Source organism: Nocardia sp. NPDC059240 (assembly GCF_042753865.1).
GTDB lineage: Bacteria > Actinomycetota > Actinomycetes > Mycobacteriales > Mycobacteriaceae > Nocardia.
The window spans coordinates 489,647-506,721 of record NZ_JBHZAC010000002.1; the positions used below are offsets into that span (position 1 = coordinate 489,647).

15 protein-coding genes are annotated in these 17,075 nt (G+C 67.8%); 9 read left to right on the forward strand and 6 right to left on the reverse strand.

The annotated features are described in order from the left end of the window. Positions 1-7 precede the first annotated feature (7 nt). Positions 8-421 carry a roadblock/LC7 domain-containing protein gene (locus tag ACFXHA_RS07870; protein WP_029930951.1) on the reverse strand — a complete coding sequence of 138 codons (414 nt, stop codon included), beginning with the start codon at positions 419-421 and terminating at the stop codon, positions 8-10. Beyond that, complete coding sequence (locus ACFXHA_RS07875) at positions 418-4,446, reverse strand: ATP-binding protein (protein WP_379354153.1); 4,029 nt, start codon at positions 4,444-4,446, stop codon at positions 418-420. The genes ACFXHA_RS07870 and ACFXHA_RS07875 overlap by 4 nt, the downstream gene beginning before the upstream one ends. A 339-nt stretch (positions 4,447-4,785) precedes the next feature. On the opposite strand from ACFXHA_RS07875, the gene ACFXHA_RS07880 reads away from it, so the two are divergent. The 7 genes from ACFXHA_RS07880 (at position 4,786) to ACFXHA_RS07910 (ending at position 11,912) form a co-directional block, all read left to right on the forward strand. Beyond that, on the forward strand, positions 4,786-6,912 hold the full coding sequence (locus ACFXHA_RS07880) for an AMP-binding protein (protein WP_379354155.1): 2,127 nt from the start codon (positions 4,786-4,788) through the stop codon (positions 6,910-6,912). Between the two features lie 126 nt (positions 6,913-7,038). After that, positions 7,039-7,428 (forward strand): hemophore-related protein, encoded by a 390-nt coding sequence (locus tag ACFXHA_RS07885; RefSeq protein ID WP_379354157.1) that lies wholly within the window; start codon positions 7,039-7,041, stop codon positions 7,426-7,428. 25 nt (positions 7,429-7,453) lie between these two features. Next, positions 7,454-8,161 (forward strand): response regulator transcription factor, encoded by a 708-nt coding sequence (locus tag ACFXHA_RS07890; RefSeq protein ID WP_379354159.1) that lies wholly within the window; start codon positions 7,454-7,456, stop codon positions 8,159-8,161. 28 nt (positions 8,162-8,189) lie between these two features. Further along, positions 8,190-9,602 (forward strand): sensor histidine kinase, encoded by a 1,413-nt coding sequence (locus ACFXHA_RS07895; RefSeq protein ID WP_379354161.1) that lies wholly within the window; start codon positions 8,190-8,192, stop codon positions 9,600-9,602. Between the two features lie 26 nt (positions 9,603-9,628). After that, complete coding sequence (locus ACFXHA_RS07900; RefSeq protein WP_379354163.1) at positions 9,629-10,789, forward strand: YhgE/Pip domain-containing protein; 1,161 nt, start codon at positions 9,629-9,631, stop codon at positions 10,787-10,789. Between the two features lie 149 nt (positions 10,790-10,938). After that, a complete protein-coding gene (locus ACFXHA_RS07905; protein WP_379354995.1) occupies positions 10,939-11,223 on the forward strand; it encodes a hypothetical protein in 285 nt (94 codons plus the stop codon). A gap of 53 nt (positions 11,224-11,276) precedes the next feature. Further along, a complete protein-coding gene (locus ACFXHA_RS07910; protein WP_379354165.1) occupies positions 11,277-11,912 on the forward strand; it encodes an RDD family protein in 636 nt (211 codons plus the stop codon). A gap of 73 nt (positions 11,913-11,985) precedes the next feature. Here ACFXHA_RS07910 and ACFXHA_RS07915 read toward each other — a convergent pair whose 3' ends face one another. Then, the gene (locus tag ACFXHA_RS07915; RefSeq protein ID WP_379354166.1) at positions 11,986-12,348 is read right to left on the reverse strand and encodes an FKBP-type peptidyl-prolyl cis-trans isomerase; all 363 of its coding nucleotides are present in this window, start codon (positions 12,346-12,348) and stop codon (positions 11,986-11,988) included. 92 nt (positions 12,349-12,440) lie between these two features. Between ACFXHA_RS07915 and ACFXHA_RS07920 the strand changes: the two genes are divergently transcribed. Together ACFXHA_RS07920 and ACFXHA_RS07925 are read left to right on the forward strand one after the other, a co-directional pair. Further along, positions 12,441-13,244, forward strand: a complete 804-nt coding sequence (locus ACFXHA_RS07920) for a TrmH family RNA methyltransferase (RefSeq protein WP_379354168.1) — start codon at positions 12,441-12,443, stop codon at positions 13,242-13,244. Next, positions 13,241-13,558, forward strand: a complete 318-nt coding sequence (locus ACFXHA_RS07925; protein ID WP_379354170.1) for a DUF2537 domain-containing protein — start codon at positions 13,241-13,243, stop codon at positions 13,556-13,558. Before ACFXHA_RS07920 ends, ACFXHA_RS07925 begins: the two co-directional genes overlap by 4 nt. 9 nt (positions 13,559-13,567) lie before the next feature. On the opposite strand, the gene ACFXHA_RS07930 is transcribed toward ACFXHA_RS07925, so the two are convergent. From ACFXHA_RS07930 to serC, 3 genes are all read right to left on the reverse strand, one after another. After that, a complete protein-coding gene (locus ACFXHA_RS07930) occupies positions 13,568-14,305 on the reverse strand; it encodes a DUF6928 family protein (RefSeq protein WP_379354172.1) in 738 nt (245 codons plus the stop codon). Between the two features lie 250 nt (positions 14,306-14,555). Then, a complete protein-coding gene (gene sepH, locus ACFXHA_RS07935) occupies positions 14,556-15,626 on the reverse strand; it encodes a septation protein SepH (RefSeq protein WP_379354174.1) in 1,071 nt (356 codons plus the stop codon). A gap of 232 nt (positions 15,627-15,858) precedes the next feature. Continuing rightward, positions 15,859-16,983 carry a phosphoserine transaminase gene (gene serC / locus ACFXHA_RS07940; RefSeq protein WP_379354176.1) on the reverse strand — a complete coding sequence of 375 codons (1,125 nt, stop codon included), beginning with the start codon at positions 16,981-16,983 and terminating at the stop codon, positions 15,859-15,861. Positions 16,984-17,075 lie beyond the last annotated feature (92 nt).

Sequence of the window (17,075 nt, forward strand, 5' to 3'; positions counted from 1 at the left end):
CCCGCCATCAGGAACCCATCGTGACGCGAGGTGTGGCCTGGACTGTCTGGCCCACTCGCTCGACCAACAACGCCATCTCGTAGCCCACCTGGCCGATGTCGCACGAGGTGTTCGTGAGCACCGCCAGGTAAGAGCCATCGCCGACAGCCATGAGCAGCAGGTAGCCGTGTTCCATCTCGACCACCGACTGCAACACGGTGCCGCCCTCGAACAAGTTCGACACACCCACCGAGAGGCTCGCGAGCCCCGCGGTCACCGCGGACAGCTGTTCGGCGCGGTCCACGGGCAGCTGCGCACTCGCGGCCATCAGCAGGCCGTCAGCGGATACCAGGACCGCATGCGCAACGCCGGGAACCTCATTGGCGAAATTCGAAACCAGCCAATCCAGCTGACGCTTCGTACCACCTAGATCGGGGTTCATCGGTCTCCTTTATCTCCGGTTAGGTTCATAGCTTTCATCGCGCGGCCATCCCGGACGCCCTGCTGATGACGACTCAGACTTGACCTGATGGATTCTGGGTCTCGGTGGGCCGCCTTGTCAGCGTTTCCGTTGACACCGCCGGGCACAAGTCGGTTACCGGGATCACGTTGCGGCAGACCGGCAGCCGTCCGCTTGTCCGGGGTGACCTCGATGGCCCGCTGAGCCGCCTGCCAGCCCTCATCACCCGGTGACTCGAAGGACGAGGCCACCTGGGAACGATCGGCATTCGGGTCCGAGAGCCACGCCGACATCATCTCCGCGAAAATCGGCGTGCCGCCCATGATCGGGTCGGCGCCGTCCTCCGCCGGCTGCAGCCGGGTCTGGAAGAACGAGGCCGCCTTCTGCGGATTGGAACGGAAGCTGTGGCGTCCGGGCTCCTTGACACCGTCGGAACCGTTCTGCGGCAGGCCGACTCCCGGAATCGGATTCGGACGCTGCGGCAGCACCGAACCCGGATCCCGCTGCGGGAGACCGTTGAGGCCGCGCTGCGGCAGGGGGCCGCCCAGCGGATCCCGCTGCGGCAACGGATCCGACAACGGATCCGGCTTGGGCGCACGCTGCGGGAGACCACCGAGGGATTCCCGTTGCGGCGCACCATTACCCGAGTCACGCGACGGCAGGCCGTTATCACGCTGCGGCAAGCCACCCGGTCCGCGCGGCGGCAAGCCACCGGACAGCGGATCCCGTCCACCGGACAGCGGATCACGCTGAGTCAGGCCGCCCGACAACGGATCCGAGCCCGGAGCGCTGCGCTGCGGCAGACCACCGTTGGCGGCGGCACCACGCTGCGGGAGACCACCGTCGCGCGGGGGAATCCCCTCACGCTGGGGCAAGCCACCGTCGCGCTGCGGCAGACCACCATCGCGGGGCGGAATGGCGTCACGCTGCGGCAGACCCGGCTTGTCCGAATCCTGCTGTGCGGCGAGACCGTTGGACCCATCTCGCGGCCCGGGAACTCCACGCTGCGGCAGGCCGCCAGGGGCGGCCGGACGCTGCGGCTGACCCAAACCGGACTCCCGACCCGGCGCACCATTGGCACCCGGCTCGCGGCGGGGCAAACCACCCGAGGCCGAATCACGCTGCGGCAGACCACCCGGAGCGGCATCACGCTGCGGCAGACCACCCGGGGCAGCATCACGCGGGGGCAGACCACCCGGGGCGGCATCGCGCTGGGGCAGGCCACCGGCGGCGGGGTCGCGACGGGTCGGACCCGAATCCGCGCCACGCTGCGGCTGACCCAGACCGGACTCCCGGCCCGGAGCGCCATTGGCACCCGGATCACGCTGCGGCAGACCACCCGGGCCGCCGGGGGCGGCCGGACGCTGCGGCTGACCCAAACCGGACTCCCGGCCCGGCGCACCATTGGCACCCGGCTGGCGGGTGGGCAGACCACCCGAGGCCGAATCACGCTGCGGCAGACCACCCGGAGCACCATCGCGCGGCGGCAGGCCGACGGACGGATTGCGTTGCGGCATCGCACCGGACTGACCCGGCTGCGGCAGATTCCCCTGGCCCGGTCCGCGCTGCGCGGGTCCCGGCTCCCCCGGGGCGCCCGGCCGCGGCGGCATGCCGCCCGGAGCACCCTGACGCTTGAGCATATTGGCGGCGAGGCCGCCTCGCGGCGCTGCCGGACCCTCGCCCGGACCGCGCTGCGGCAGATTCGCACCCGGCTGGGCGGCAGGTCCGGCCGGACCGTGCGCACCCGGATCACGCTGGGGTAGGCCACCGGGTCTCGCGCCGCCCGGGGCGGACACGGTGTGCTTGACGGTGGGTCCGTTCACACCCGGCTGGCGCGTGGGCAGACCGCCCGGCACCTGCGCGCCCGGCTGGCGGGTCGGCAGTCCGGTCGAGGCGCTGGCCGCGGCCGGGGCCGGGCCGGCCGGAGCCGCCGTACCCGCCGGAATCGGGCCGCTCACACCGGGATCCACGGTGACCATGACATTGCCGGTCGCCGTGCGGGTGACCGCGCGCATCTGCATGGAAGCCGCGGCACCGGACTGGTTGCCCGCGCCCTGCGCGGCCGGAGCCGGCTGCGGGCGCTGCGGCGCGTCCTGCGGCTGCGGCGGCACCGAGATGGGCCCGCCCGCCGACACGATCAGCGGCTTGGGCACGTGCACGGTGACGGTCACACCCGGGTCGCGGGCGGTGTCGAAGGTGGGGCGCAGGCGCACGGTCAGGCCGTGGCGCTCGGCCAGGCGGCCGACCACGAACAGACCCATGTGGCGTGCGGTGTCCGGGCCGACCTCGGCCACGGCCTCCAGTCGCCGGTTGATCTCGGCCATTTCGGCCGGGGGCATACCGATACCGCGGTCGGCGACCTCGATCAGCAGACCCTGATCGTGGGCCTGGGCGAAGGTGAACTTGACGTCGGTCTCCGGCGGAGAGGCGCGCAGCGCGTTGTCCAGGAGCTCGGCGAACAGGTGCGCGAGGTCGGAGGCGGCGGGCTCGACGAGCGAACCGCGCGGGGTCGCACCCAGTTTGACGCGTTCGTAGTCCTCCACCTCGGAGATGGCGGCACGCAGCACGTCGGCGATCTCGACCGGCGCGGACTTGGTCCGGCGCTGTTTCGTACCGGCCAGAATGAGCAGGTTGTCACCATTACGCCGCATACGGGCGGCCAGGTGATCGAGGCGGAAGAGGTTCTCGAGCAGGCGCGGGTCCTTCTCGTCGTACTCCATCGCCTCGATGAGCGAGAGCTGATGGTCGACAAGGGACTTGGAGCGCCGGGCCAGGGTCTCGAACATGTCGTTGACCTGGGTACGCATGGCGGCCTGGTCGGCGGCGAGGCGCAGCGCCTGACCGTGGATATCGTCGACGGCGCGCGCGAGCTGACCGATTTCCTCGTCGGTGTGCACCGGCATCGGTTCCAGCGGCACATCTTCGGGGTCGGCGCCCTCACGCAGCGCGGAGACTTCCTGACCGAGGTCGTACTCGGCGACGCGCAGGGCGGCCAGGCGCAGACGGCGCAGCGGCACGATCATCGCGCGCGCGATCAACACGGCCAGCGCCATGGCGCCGAGGATGGTGGCGATGACAATGATCGAGTAGCGGATGGCGTCCGATCGCGCGGTCGAGGCCAGCTCGTCCACTCGCGACACGATGTCCTTGGTCGCGTTGGTGGCGATGGTCTGATAGCTGTTGATGCTCGCGACCAGCGAATCCTTCAACTCCGCCACCGGCAGCTGACCGGCCTGCGCCTGCGGGCCGTTGACCAGCTGCACGCGGGTGTCGGCACCGCGCTGCAGGTCGGCGATGATCTGGTCGCCGTCCTGGAAGCGATGCGCGAGCACGGCGAGCATCTGCCGCTCGGTATTGACGCCGATCTGGATGTCCTTGAGGCCATCCTTCGGGTTGTTGCGTAGGGCCTCGGCCATGCCGGCGACCTCGTTGAACAGCATCCAGCGCGAGTTCAGCGAGTCGACCAGGCGCAGCTTGGACTGGTCCACGGACTTGTCGGCGACGGTCGAGACGATGTTTTCCACGGTCTTGACGCTGTTGCCACGAATGCGTTCGACCGCCGCGACGGTGTCCGGAATCGAGGAGGAGGGGGCCAGGCCCTGCGCCCGGATCTTCTTGGCGCCCAGAATCATCTCGTCCAGCGCCTGACGGGCACTGGGCAGGTCACTCAGCCGTGAGGAGGCCTTCTCGGCGAAGGAGATGGCGGTGTCCAACTGCGCGAGCTCGGGGTCGGAGGTCAGCGACTGGGTCGGGCCCAGCATGACCATCTGTCCACCCGCGACCTGCGCCGCGTCAGCACTGAGACCGGTGATCGCCGGGATCACCCCGACGTGGTCGGTCGCCGTGGAGAGTCGGCTGGAGTCGGCGAACTCCGCCGAGATCCTGGACGCTCCCAGTACAACGGCGACCAACAGCGGCACGGCGAGGACCGCCGTAACCTTCCATCGCAGGTCCCAGTTGCTCAGCGCCCAGCGCTTATTGCTGCCGGACCTAGCGGCGTCACGCATCTCCCACTCACTTTCCAAACTGGCCCCAGCCACGCGCCATCAGCGAGCCTCCGCGATCGCACGCTTGGCCCGTCAGACGGAGCTGACCGAGAACGGCGGCTGGCCGAGAAATTGCGTCCATGACGGCCGAAATATGTGACATGCGATTCTAACGGATCAATAACTTCTTGTGTGACCTCTTGGCAACCACCGCTCGCTGACCAGCCATTTGCAGGCAAAATCAAAGGTCGCGGCGTCCGCCCGGACGTCGCGTGAAGTCTGCCACAATCAGGTCGATCTATCGAGGCGGGCATCTCAGCGCATCTCAAGGACAACAGGCGGAGCTAGGGAGTCACCGGGTTGAACGCGAAGCACGAGTACCGACCGGCGTATCAGCTGAGCCTGGTCGATCCCTCGGAGTTCTGGCGCACCGCGGCCGATGCCATCAGCTGGGATGTGCCTCCCACCCAGATTCTCGATACCGCGGCCCGTCCGACGGCGCGGTGGTTTCCCGACGCTCGCCTCAACACCTCCTACAACGCCCTGGATCGCCATGTGCGCGAGATCACAACTCCGGACGGCACTTCCGGCGGTCAGGAGGGGGGTCGCGCCGAACAACCGGCCCTAATATACGACTCGGCTATGACCGGGTCCAGGCGGATCTACACATATCGGGAACTGCTCGACGAAGTCGCCCGATTTGCCGGTTCCATGCTGCGACTGGGCGTCAAGACCGGTGACCGCGTTGTCATCTATATGCCGATGATTCCCGAAGCCGTGGTCGCGATGCTCGCCTGCGCCCGCATCGGGGCTGTGCACTCGGTGGTTTTCGGCGGCTTCGCCGCCCACGAACTCGCGGCCCGCATCGACGACGCCGAACCTGTGCTGATTATCACGGCGTCGGGCGGGCTGGAACCCGGCCGCCGCATCGAATACCCGCCCATCGTGCTGGCCGCCCTCGATCTCGCGCAGACCACCGCCCCGAGAACGGTGCTGGTCAAGCAGCGAGACGGCTTCCCCACCATTCGTTTTCCCGCCGAGCAGGCCGCCACCGAATATCTGCCCGCCTCCAGCGAGAGCATCGCCGCCCGCTGGCTGGATTGGGACGAGGCGCAGGTCGGGGCCGAACCGGCCGAGCCGGTCTCGCTGGCCGCCACCGATCCGCTCTACATCCTCTATACGTCGGGGACCACCGGGAAACCCAAGGGCGTGGTGCGCGACAACGGCGGGCACGCGGTCGCGATGGCCTGGTCCATGCGCAATATCTACGAGGTCGCCCCGGGGCAGACCATGCTCACCACCTCCGATATCGGCTGGGTGGTGGGGCATTCGTACATCGTGTACGCACCGCTACTGGTCGGCGCGACCACCATTCTTTATGAGGGCAAGCCGATCGGGACACCGGACGCGGGCACCTTCTGGCGGCTGGTCGACGAGTACAAGGTGGACGTGATGTTCACCGCGCCGACCGCCTTGCGGGCCATCCGGCGCGCCGATCCGGATGCGGCCACCGCGCACCGGCACGACCTGTCCTCGCTGCGGGCCCTGTTCTGCGCGGGCGAGCGGCTGGATCCGGCCACCTACGAATGGTCGGTGGAGACCCTGCTCGCGGACTATCCGGACTGCCCGGTGGTGGATCACTGGTGGCAGACCGAGACCGGCTGGCCCATCTGCGCCAATCCGCTCGGGCTGCAGCAGCTTCCGATCAAGGCCGGTTCCGCGTCCGTGCCGGTGCCCGGTTACCGGTTGCGGGTGCTGGATTCCGAAGGCAATGCGGTCGCCCCTAATACAGAAGGAAACATCGTCATCGGGCTGCCGCTGCCGCCCGGCACACTGACCACCCTGTGGCGCGACGACGCCCGCTACGAGCGCTCCTATCTCTCCGCCTATCCCGGCCACTATCTGACCGGCGACTCCGGCTTCTTCGACGAGGACGGCTACCTGTTCGTCCTCGGCCGCAGCGACGACGTCATCAATATGGCGGGTCACCGGCTCTCGGCCGGCGGCATCGAGGCGGCCATCTCCGGGCATCCGGCCGTCGCCGAGACCGCGGTGGTCGGCATCCCCGACGAGCTGAAGGGCCAGCGCCCGATCGGCTACGTGGTGTTGAAGACCGGCGTCGACATGGAGCCCGAACGGTTGCGTGCGGAGATCATCGACCGGGTCCGCGAACGGGTCGGCGCCATCGCCACCCTCTACGACGTGGTCGCGGTGACCGCCCTGCCCAAGACCCGCTCGGGAAAGATCCTGCGCCGCACCATGCGCCAGATCGCCGCGGGCGACTCCTACGAGGTCCCGCCCACCATCGACGACGCCGCCATGCTGCCCACCCTGGAAAAGCAGATCCGCGACGCGGTCACCCTGATGGAGGACAAGGAGAGCATCGCCGCCGCCGATGCCGCCGCCGCCCTGACCATGCCGATCCGCCGGATCGATCCCGCCGAAGCCGATACGACCGCGGCGGATCCGACCGCTCCGACCTCCTGAGAACAGCCCTCAGAGTTCTTTCATAGAGCGCTCATCGTCGTCCCAACCGGGTGGTTTAACGTCGGGCGGGCGCGGATCGTCAGGTCCGCAGCCGAAACTCGGCAGTCGCCGGGTACAGAAAGGCTGATGATGAGCTTCGTTCGTAATCGCCGTGCCGGAGTGTTCTTCGGAGCCGGTGCGGTCGCCGCCGTGGCCCTCGCTCTCGCCCCCGCCACCGCGTCCGCCTCCCCCGCGGATCTGGTTGCGCCGCTGCTGAATTCGACCTGCAGCTTCGCCCAGGTGGATGCCGCCCTGCACGCCAAGGCCCCGGCGCTGGCTTCCATGCTGGATCAGAACCCGGACACCAAGGCCGAATTGAAGGCCAAGTTCGATCAGAGTCCGGAGCAGCGCAAGGCCGAGGTCGACCAGTACCTCGCGGACAACCCGGACGCCGCCAACCAGGCCGCTTCCGACCCGCGTGCCGGTGGGATCGCCGCCACGATCCAGCAGGTCGCCGACGTCTGCAACAACTACTGAGGTCACGGCTGCCAGAATGGAGACCGTGGCCGAACGCAGCGAGGTACCTACAGTCCTGGTTGTCGATGACGACGAGGACGTCCTCGCATCGGTCGAGCGCGGGCTCCGGCTCTCGGGCTTCCGGGTGGTGATCGCCCGGGACGGGGCGGCGGCGCTGCGCAGCGTCAACGAATCCGCCCCGGATGCGGTCGTTCTCGATATGAACATGCCCGTGCTGGACGGCGCGGGCGTGGTCACCGCGCTGCGGGCGATGGGCAACGAAGTCCCGATCTGCGTGCTGTCGGCGCGCAGTTCGGTCGACGACCGGATCGCCGGCCTGGAATCCGGGGCCGACGACTACCTGGTGAAGCCGTTCGTCCTCGCCGAACTGGTGGCGCGGATCAAGGCGTTGCTGCGGCGGCGCACCGATGTGCCCGCCTCCGCCATTCCGGGCGCGATCACGGTGGGGCCCTTGGAGGTCGACGTCGCCGGGTATCGCGCCCTGTTGAACGGCGTCGAGATCGAGCTCACCAAAAGGGAATTCGAACTGCTGTCCACGCTGGCCCGCAGCGCCGGGGTGGTGCTGAGCCGGGAGCGGCTGCTGGAACTGGTGTGGGGCTACGACTTCGCCGCCGACACCAATGTGGTCGACGTCTTCGTCGGCTATCTGCGCCGCAAGCTGGAGATCGACGGCAGTCCGCGACTGCTGCACACCATCCGCGGCGTGGGGTTCGTGCTCCGCGCACCCAAATGACGTGGGCTCCCGAATGCTGGGATCCCGAATGAGGTGGGCGGCAGGCGCTTTCAAGCGAGGCGAGCGGGTCGCCGGCCGCCGCTGGTCCTACACCCTGCGGTTGCGTGTCGCCGCCGCGGCGGCGCTGGGCGCGACCATCATCGTCGCGATTCTGAGCTGGATCACCATCTACGCGATCGGCCGCAGCAATATGGCGCAGGCCGATGAGCAGTTGACGATGGTGTCGCGGCTGGTGCTCATCCAGCCGGTCTTCGCGGTCAATGTGGTCGAATTGCTGGCGCCCAACAAGGAAATGGCGCTGACCGTGCGCTTCGCGGACGGTTCCCTGGCCAGCACGGCCGTGCAGTTGCCGCCGTTGCCGGTCGGCCGGGCCACCGTCGATGTCGGCGGCAGCACCTATCGGGTGCTGACCACCACCGAGGCGCAACCGGCGGGACGTGTTGTCTCCCTGGGCATTCCGACCAATCAGACCGAGCAGACCATCCATGAGCAGCGGCAGTGGGTGTACCTGGCCGCGGCGCTGGCGGTGACCGCCTCGGCCGGACTGGGCTGGCTGTTCGGCGGGCGCGCGGTGCGGCCGATCGTGAAACTCACCCGGGCGCTGGATGAGCGCGGTCCCGGCGGCGAACCGGGCACCCCGCTGGCCATGGACGGTTCCGGCGTGAAAGAGGCCGATAAATTGGCCGAAGCGGTCAACACCATGCTCGAGCACGTAGACCGGGCGCAGGCCGAGACCGCCGCCGCGCTCGAGACCGCCCGCGACTTCGCCGCCGTCTCCGCGCACGAACTGCGCACTCCGCTCACCGCCATGCGCACCGACCTCGAGGTATTGAGCACGCTGGATCTGAACGAGGAGCAGCGCCGCGAGATCCTGACCGACCTGCAGCGCGGCCAGAATCGGGTGGAGACCACCCTCGCCGCGCTGGAACGGCTCGCCGCCGGTGACCTCACCAATCAGCGCGACCATGTGGTCACCGATGTGGCCGAACTCTGCGATACCGCCGCACACGACGCCATGCGGCACTTCCCGCAGTTGAAGGTGTACATCGACACCGACGCCGAACTGATCACCCGGGGACTGCCCACCGGGCTGCGGCTGGCGGTCGACAATGCGCTCACCAATTCGGCCAAGCACGGCGGGGCGACAGAGGCGGTCGTCTCCGCGCATCGCCGGCCGGGCGGGTTCATCGTGATCGCGGTCGACGACAACGGCCGCGGGCTGCCCTTCGACGAGCGATCCGCGGTGTTCGAGCGATTCTTCCGCGGCAGTCAGGCCGCCAAGGGCGGCTCCGGGCTGGGTTTGGCGCTGGTGGCGCAGCAGGCCCAATTGCACGGTGGCCGAGCCTATTTCGAGGACAGTAGGCTGGGTGGCGCGCGGTTGGTGCTGGAATTGCCGGACCGGCCGGTCTTTACCGAACTCTCAGACAACCATCAGAGGTAGCGCCATGGGAGACCTCTACGGTCTGAATGGTGTTCGGAAAACGCACCCGCTGGGTCCTGATCGTCCTGCTGCTCGCCGCCGCGGTCACCGCGGGCACCACCAGCGTCCTGCGGCTGCGCTCGTCGCCGACCGCGGTCGCGCTCGTCAGCCATGACAGCGGGCCGCTGGGCGCGCGCATCGCGAAGGAGCTGCAGGACAGCACGAACCGGCACTGGGACGTGGTGACCGAGGCCGACACCAAGGATTACGCCGCGGTGGTGACCCTGCCCGCGGATCTGACCGCCGACATCAAGTCGCTGGCCACCGCGCAGCCGAAGAAGGCGCAGGTCACGGTGGCCACGCACCGCCGGGCGGATGCGAATCTGGTCAACGACGCGGTCAACGAGGTGACCAAGAAGATCAGCGCGGCCGGGCTGGACACCCTGTTCTCGACCATGAACACCGCGCGTCTGCAGGTCTCGCAGATCGCGGGGACCTCGCAGCTGTTGAGCGCGGGTGTGCAGGCGGCCGCCGACGGTGCGTCGCAGTTCTCGGGCGGGGCAGATCAGATGATGGATTTCCTGAATCAGGCGAAAGCCGGTGCGGGGCAGCTGACCTCCGGCATCGACGCCCTCAACGGCACTCTGTCGGCCGCGACCACGCAGGCGAATCAGCTTGCCACGGCGTTGGATTCGACCGGTGTCACCATGGGGCAGGTCGCCCAGTCGGCCGGTGCGTTGTCGGGCGGGCTGAATCTCGTGGTGCCGCTGTTGCAGGCGCTGCCGTTCGCGAATGATCCCCAGCTGGCAAATGTGATCATCCAGTTGCAGGCCTTGCAGAACATCGCCAATCAGGCCGATGCCCAGTTGAGCGGCTTCGCGAATCTGACCGGCACGCAGGTCACTCCGGATACCAAGGTGGGGCAGCTGCTGCGCGATGCCGCGGGCAAGCTGAACGACGCGAGCGCGCAATTGAATCAGGGTGCGGGACTGGCAAAACAGATTCCGACCATCGCCGACCAGGCGGGCACCCAGCTGACAGCGGCCCTCCAGGCGCTCACCGGCGGCGTGACGCAGTTGCAGTCGGTCACGAAAGTCCTGGGCAATCAGACAAATCAGGCACTCGGCGCACTCCCCCAGCTCGGAGTGCCGCAGCAAGTGGCCATTTCAGCAGCCCTGAGCGACCCCGTCGACATCATTCGCGAATAACGTTCGCAAACAATTGGCAACAATCGGCGGTTCACCGGGTTAAACTGTGCCCGAATTGCTCTAATCGACCCGTTTCAGAATCTCGTCCGCTCTAACCGCTCCCTGGCTTCACCCAGCGCCCCGGTACCGGAGAGGAAACGATCGTGAGCATGCTGATGGCCGCGCACGACATGTACGGCACTGTTCTGGCCCAGATGGGCAATCCCACCTCGGAAACCCCGCCCATGGCCGACAAGATGATGAAGATGTTCCACTACTTCACCTGGTTCACCCAGATGTCCGGAGTCGCGGCGATCACGTACGGCGGCGGGCGCTTCGCCTGGGAGAAGTGGGGCGGCGGCTCGGCCTCGCCCAAGATGATCGCCAACGCCATGATGGGCGGTGCGGTCGCCACCAGCGGCGGAACCATCATGAATGCCGTCGTAGGTTCGTAATTCGGGAGACAATGCGGGGGGCAATACCCCCGCATCCCCCTGGGGAGGATCCGATGACATACGGCAACGATCCCTACTCGCAACAGCCGCAACAGCCCGGCTACGGCCAGCAGCCACCGGGATTCGGCCAGCAGCCGCCCGGCGGATATCCGGGCCAGCCCGGCGGGTATCCCGGTCAGCCCGGCGGGTATCCGCCCGGCTACAACGCCTTTCCCCCACAGCCGTACGCCAGTTGGGGTGCGCGGGTCGGCGCGTTGATCATCGACCGGCTGATCGTGGGCGTGCCCGCGGCCATCTTCTACGGCATCGGCTTCGCCATCGGATTCAAGAACTCGGACTGCGTCACCGACTCCACCGACACCTCCTACAGCACCTCGTGCTCGGGCGGGCTGTCGGCGGGCGGGCTCGTCCTCATCCTCATCGGCGCGGCCATCGCCTTCATCGGCAGCCTGTACCTCATCTATATGGAGGGCACCACCGGCCAGACACCCGGCAAGAAGATGTTGGGCATCAGGCTGATCCGCGAGGCCGACGGCCAGCCCCTCGGCTTCGGCATGGCCTTCGTCCGCCAGCTCTGCCACATCGTCGACAGCCTGGCCTGCTACCTCGGCTGGCTCTGGCCGCTCTGGGACGCCAAGCGCCAAACCTTCGCCGACAAGATCATCAGCAGCATCGTGGTAAAGGTCTGAGCCCTACGAAACACCATGCCCGCCCGCACTTTTCAGTGCGGGCGGGCATGTTTGTCTGTTCAGACGCGGTGCGTCAGTTCAGGACGTCGACCAGGTCGATGACGAAGACCAGGGTCTTGCCGGAGAGCTGGTGGCCGCCCGACTCGCCGTAGGCCAGCTTCGGCGGGATGGTGAGCTGGCGGCGGCCGCCGACCTTCATGCCCGGAATGCCGTCCTGCCAGCCCTGGATCAGGCCGCGCAGCGGGAAGGTGATCGACTCGCCGCGGTCCCAGGAGGCGTCGAACTGCTCGCCGGTGTCGTATTCGACGCCCACGTAGTGGACGGTCACGTTGTCGCCCGGCTTGGCTTCCGCACCGGTGCCCACTTCGAGGTCCTTGATCACGAGCTCGACGGGGGCGGGGCCGTCCTGGAACTCGATTTCCGGCTTGCTGCTCATGGGCTGTCCTCTTCAGTTCGATCGGGATCGGGGTCTCGATCACCTTAAGCCCCGAAGAAACGCCCGACCGCAGCGGAGGCAGAATTGGGTCGATGGCCGAAGTAATCCATATCGATGATCCCGCCGATCCGCGGGTCGCCGATTTCCGTGATCTCAACAATGCCGATCGGCGTCCCGACCTGCCCGGCGGCAAAGGTTTGGTGATCGCCGAGGGTGTCGTTGTCGTGCAACGAATGCTGGCTTCACGGTTCCCGCCGTTCGCGCTGCTGGGTGTCGAACGCCGATATGAAGCGCTCGAAGCAGAGCTCGGCGGAGTCGATATTCCGTATTACCAGGCGAGTGCCGAGGTGATGGCGCAGGTGGTGGGATTTCATTTGAATCGGGGCGTGCTGGCGGGCGCATATCGGCCGCGGGAACTCACCGTGGACGAGGTGCTGGCGCAGGCGCGCACGGTGGCCGTGCTGGAGGGTGTCAACGATCACGAGAACATCGGCTCGATCTTCCGCAATGCCGCCGGATTGGGCGCGGACGCCGTGCTGTTCGGCGACCGCTGCTCGGATCCGCTGTACCGGCGCGCGGTGCGCGTCTCCATGGGGCACGTGCTGCGCGTCCCCTTCGCCCAGCTGCCGCCCTTCCCGGACGGCCTGGACCTGCTGCGCGACAAGGGTTTCCAGATCATCGCACTGACCCCGAACCCGAAGGCCGACACCCTGGCCACCGCCATGACCGGCGACCGGGTCGCCCTGCTGCTCGGCGCGGAGGGCCCCGGCCTCACCGAGGAGACCATGCGGGCCAGCGACATTCGTGCCCGCATCCCGATGACGCCGGGCACCGATTCGCTTAATGTGGCGACCGCGGCCGCCATGGCCTTCTACGAGAGAGTGCGGACCCAGTGAGCCATCCACCCGACGGACCCTATGGCTACGGCTATTCCGAACCGACCCCGTGGGGCACCGGGATCGCCACCGTGGTGTTGGTGGCCGCGCTGACCACGGCGGGCGTCTACGCCTTCGGAGCGGCGCTGGCCCAGGTGCATCCGGCGCTGTCGGTGGTGGTCAATCTGATCGCGGTGGGCGGTGCCGCGCCGACCGCGTGGCGCTGGCGGTTCGCGCCGGTGACCCGCTGGGTGATCGCGGGTCTGGGCATCGGTGTGGTGCTGGCTTGGCTCGCCCTGCTGCTCGCGTTGCTCCCCGGCGTCGATACCGTCTGAGCCGTCCGGTCAGGAAACTCGGTCACGTCCGCGTAGCCAGCGCAGCAGGCCGCGCTTGCCGTCGGGTTCGGCGGGCGGCGCGACCTCGGGTTCCAGCAGCTTGGGCGCTTCGCCCTTGGGGAACAGCGAGAACCCGCACACCTCTATCTCCTCGGCGGTCAGCGCATCCCCGGAAACCTTGCCGCGGTAGCGGAATCCGAGCCATTCCTGATTGGCGGCATCGGCGAAATCGGGCGGATCGAACGGCAGCAGTTGCGGATCGGGCATTTCCCCCGGCGCGAGTTCGATGGGGTATTCGCCCGCCCAGTGCGGCCGCTCCCACACCCGCGGCATGCCCTCGTCCTCGAGGATATTGACCCGCGTCGCACTGAAGGAGCGGCGGAATTCGCCACGCTCCCAATAGGCGAACGCGCCCCAGCCCAGCGACAGGTCGTAGGAGATGAGGTAGGTGGCCTCGGAGGCGAGCGGACGTACCAGCAGCTCCGGCAGTTTGGTCGGGCGCGGCAGGGCGGCCTGGGTGGAGCACACGACGGTGACGCCGGGATAGCAACCGATGTAGACGGATTCGGGGTCGGGCCCGGCCCACACCTTCATGGTGCCGGACGCGGCGGGCACCACATCGCGGTCGGGGTTGAGTTGTTTGGCGAGCGCGAAAGCGGCGTCCGGGTCGGGGCCCGGGTGTTCGCGCAGCACCGCCACCGGATCGGGGGCGTCGACGTACCACAGGGATGAGACCGTTGATGGCATCGACGTCACCTCCCTCTAGTCATTGCACACAAGCTAGCTAACTTTGAGCAATACTAGGCGGCCGAACGTCGGCGTCGACGCGCATCGGCCCGGCAATGACCGCCAACGGAATTGAATCTACCCCGGCGAGCGGCCGAATGTCGCTGTTGCCGACGTAGTTTCCCGGCGCGCCGAAGAACGGAATGCTAGCGGCAATCCGCTAGCAACCGAAGATCGCGAATGGCCCAGCAACCGAAAGATCGCGAATGGCTCAGTGGCCGGAGCTGCGAACCCCTAGGAGCACGTCCTCCCAGGACGGCATCGGGGCCTTGCCACCACGCTTGGCGCGATTCGCCTTCTGCGCGTTCGGCTTCGCGGCGGGCGCCGGAGCCGGTTCCGCGGCGACCTCGGGCGCCTCGGCGGCCGGTGCCTGCGGGGTCGCGGGAGCCGTCGGGGCGGCCGGCGCGGGGGTGGCCGGAACCGCCGGAGCGGGCTGCTCTTTCGCGGCCGGAGCCGGCGCCGGGGTCTGCGCGGGAGCCGCGGTCGCGGTCGCCGTCACCACCGGTACGGTGCCGTCGCCGACGGCGGCGCGCTGCTCGAAGTAGTCCTCCGAGTTCGCCTGCTTGGCGACCCGGGCGGGCGCGGAATCGTAGTCGGCCGCGCGCTCCTCACGCGGTGCGGGCGCGGGGGCCACCGGGGCCTCTTCCACGGCGACGTCGTTCTGATCCGGCAGGATGGTCGCCAGGCCGCGCAGTGCGCGCCCGAAATCCGGGTCGATCAGATCCGAGGCGGGGTCATCGAGCGGAACCACCGAGCCGCCGTGCGCGTCCGGCTGGTAGCGCCAGTGCGCGGCGATCACGGAACGGCCCGCCTGCCACTGCAATTGGGCCACCCAGTAGCCCTTCTCGTCCTTCCAGGCGTCCCATTCCGCGACCTCGATATTGTGGCCGCGCTCGGCGAAGGCGGCCGACACGATCTCGATCAGGGTCTCCACGGCGGGACCGTCATTGCGGACGGGGTGCGCCTTCTGCGCCAGCTCGGCGGCCCGGGCGCGTTCCAGCAGAACGGGATACGCGAAACGCTCGACGCGCGAGAGCGGCATGCCGGACTCTTCGGTGACCTGCTCCACCGAGGCACCGGCGCGGATACGAGCCTGGATATCGCGTGGGCGCATCGTCGCTTCCGTCTCGATCTCGATTTGGCCGAATCGGGCAAGATCTCCGCGGGCAGCGGCGCGCAGTTTGTCATCGGCGGCGAGCCGGTACTTCTGGCCGCTCTCGGTATCGATGCACACGATGTGCGTGGAATCGGGCGTCAATCCGATCACTCGAAGTTCACGCACCGTTACCTCCTGTTCGCTGCGTCCCTCACAGCTATAGCTAGGCTCGCGACACCGCCCACGTTCTGGAACAGTAGTGCACTTCTGTTAATCATGGGGCAAGACACGCGGCGCGGAAATCTGTTCCCAGACTTCCGCGCCGCATTAGTGTGAGCGATTCGCCTCAGTGGCGAAACCGATTTCACGGTCCCTCGTTGATCGTGAAGAAACCGTGAACCGGTGCTGTTTTTACTGATCAGCCAAGCTTTTCGACGACCCAGTCGATGCAGCGGGTGAGCTGCGAGACATCCTCGGGGTCGATGGCCGGGAACATGCCGATGCGCAGCTGGTTACGTCCCAGCTTCCGGTACGGCTCGGTGTCCACGATTCCATTGGCGCGCAGCACCTTCGCGACGGCCGCGGCGTCCACGGTGTCGGCGAAGTCGATGGTGCCGACAACCTGCGAGCGCAGCGCCGGGTTCTGCACGAACGGCGTCGCGAACTCGCTGGTCTCGGCCCACGAGTACAGGCGCGAGGAAGAATCGGCGGTGCGCTTCACGGCCCAGTCCAAACCGCCGTTGCCATTGAGCCATTCGATCTGGTTGGCGAACAGCAACAGGGTGGCAAGCGCCGGGGTGTTGTAGGTCTGGTCCTTGGTGGAGTTGTCGACCGCGATCGGCAGCGACAGGAACTCCGGCGTCCAGCGACCCGAGTTCTTGATTTCCTCGACGCGCTCCAGGGCCTTGGGGCTCATCAGCGCGATCCACAGACCACCGTCGGCGGCGAAGCACTTCTGCGGGGCGAAGTAGTACACGTCGGTGTCGGCGATGTTCACCGGCAGGCCGCCCGCGCCGGAGGTGGCGTCGATGGCGACCAGGGCGTGGTCCGAGTTCGCCGGACGCGACACCGGAATGGCGACACCGGTGGAGGTCTCGTTGTGGGCCCAGCCGATCAGGTCGACCGAGGGGTCCGAGGTCGGCTCGGGGGCGTCGCCCGGCTCCGACTTGACCACGATCGGGTCACCGATGAACGGGTTACCCTTGGCGACCGAGGCGAACTTCGAGGAGAACTCACCGTTGCTCAGGTGCAGCGACTTCTCGCGAATCAGACCGAAGGCGGCGGCATCCCAGAACGCGGTGGTGCCACCATTGCCCAGCACGACCTCGTAACCGTCGGGCAGGGAGAACAATTCGCGCAGACCGGAGCGCACCCGCGCCACCACGTCCTTGACCGGCTTCTGGCGGTGCGAGGTGCCGAACACCGATGCGCCGGTATCCACCAGGGACTGCAGCTGCTCGGGGCGGACCTTGGAAGGGCCGCACCCGAACCGTCCATCGGCGGGCTTGAGATCGTCGGGGATGGTCGGGAAAGCAGAGGTCATGGCGACAAGGGTAAAGGTGCTATCACCCGTGTACGCGAGGGGGTCCGGCCCTGAAAAACCTTCCGACCCCCACGTTTGGCGTCCCTTGTTTC

Excerpts from the sequence above, each read along its gene's own strand:
- ACFXHA_RS07870 (WP_029930951.1), bottom strand. The coding sequence starts at position 421 with ATGAACCCCGATCTAGGTGGTACGAAGCGTCAGCTGGATTGGCTGGTT.
- ACFXHA_RS07875 (WP_379354153.1), bottom strand. The coding sequence starts at position 4,446 with ATGCGTGACGCCGCTAGGTCCGGCAGCAATAAGCGCTGGGCGCTGAGC.
- ACFXHA_RS07885 (WP_379354157.1), top strand. The coding sequence starts at position 7,039 with ATGATGAGCTTCGTTCGTAATCGCCGTGCCGGAGTGTTCTTCGGAGCC.
- ACFXHA_RS07895 (WP_379354161.1), top strand. The coding sequence starts at position 8,190 with ATGAGGTGGGCGGCAGGCGCTTTCAAGCGAGGCGAGCGGGTCGCCGGC.
- ACFXHA_RS07900 (WP_379354163.1), top strand. The coding sequence starts at position 9,629 with ATGGTGTTCGGAAAACGCACCCGCTGGGTCCTGATCGTCCTGCTGCTC.
- ACFXHA_RS07905 (WP_379354995.1), top strand. The coding sequence starts at position 10,939 with ATGCTGATGGCCGCGCACGACATGTACGGCACTGTTCTGGCCCAGATG.
- ACFXHA_RS07910 (WP_379354165.1), top strand. The coding sequence starts at position 11,277 with ATGACATACGGCAACGATCCCTACTCGCAACAGCCGCAACAGCCCGGC.
- ACFXHA_RS07915 (WP_379354166.1), bottom strand. The coding sequence starts at position 12,348 with ATGAGCAGCAAGCCGGAAATCGAGTTCCAGGACGGCCCCGCCCCCGTC.
- ACFXHA_RS07920 (WP_379354168.1), top strand. The coding sequence starts at position 12,441 with ATGGCCGAAGTAATCCATATCGATGATCCCGCCGATCCGCGGGTCGCC.
- ACFXHA_RS07930 (WP_379354172.1), bottom strand. The coding sequence starts at position 14,305 with ATGCCATCAACGGTCTCATCCCTGTGGTACGTCGACGCCCCCGATCCG.
- serC (WP_379354176.1), bottom strand. The coding sequence starts at position 16,983 with ATGACCTCTGCTTTCCCGACCATCCCCGACGATCTCAAGCCCGCCGAT.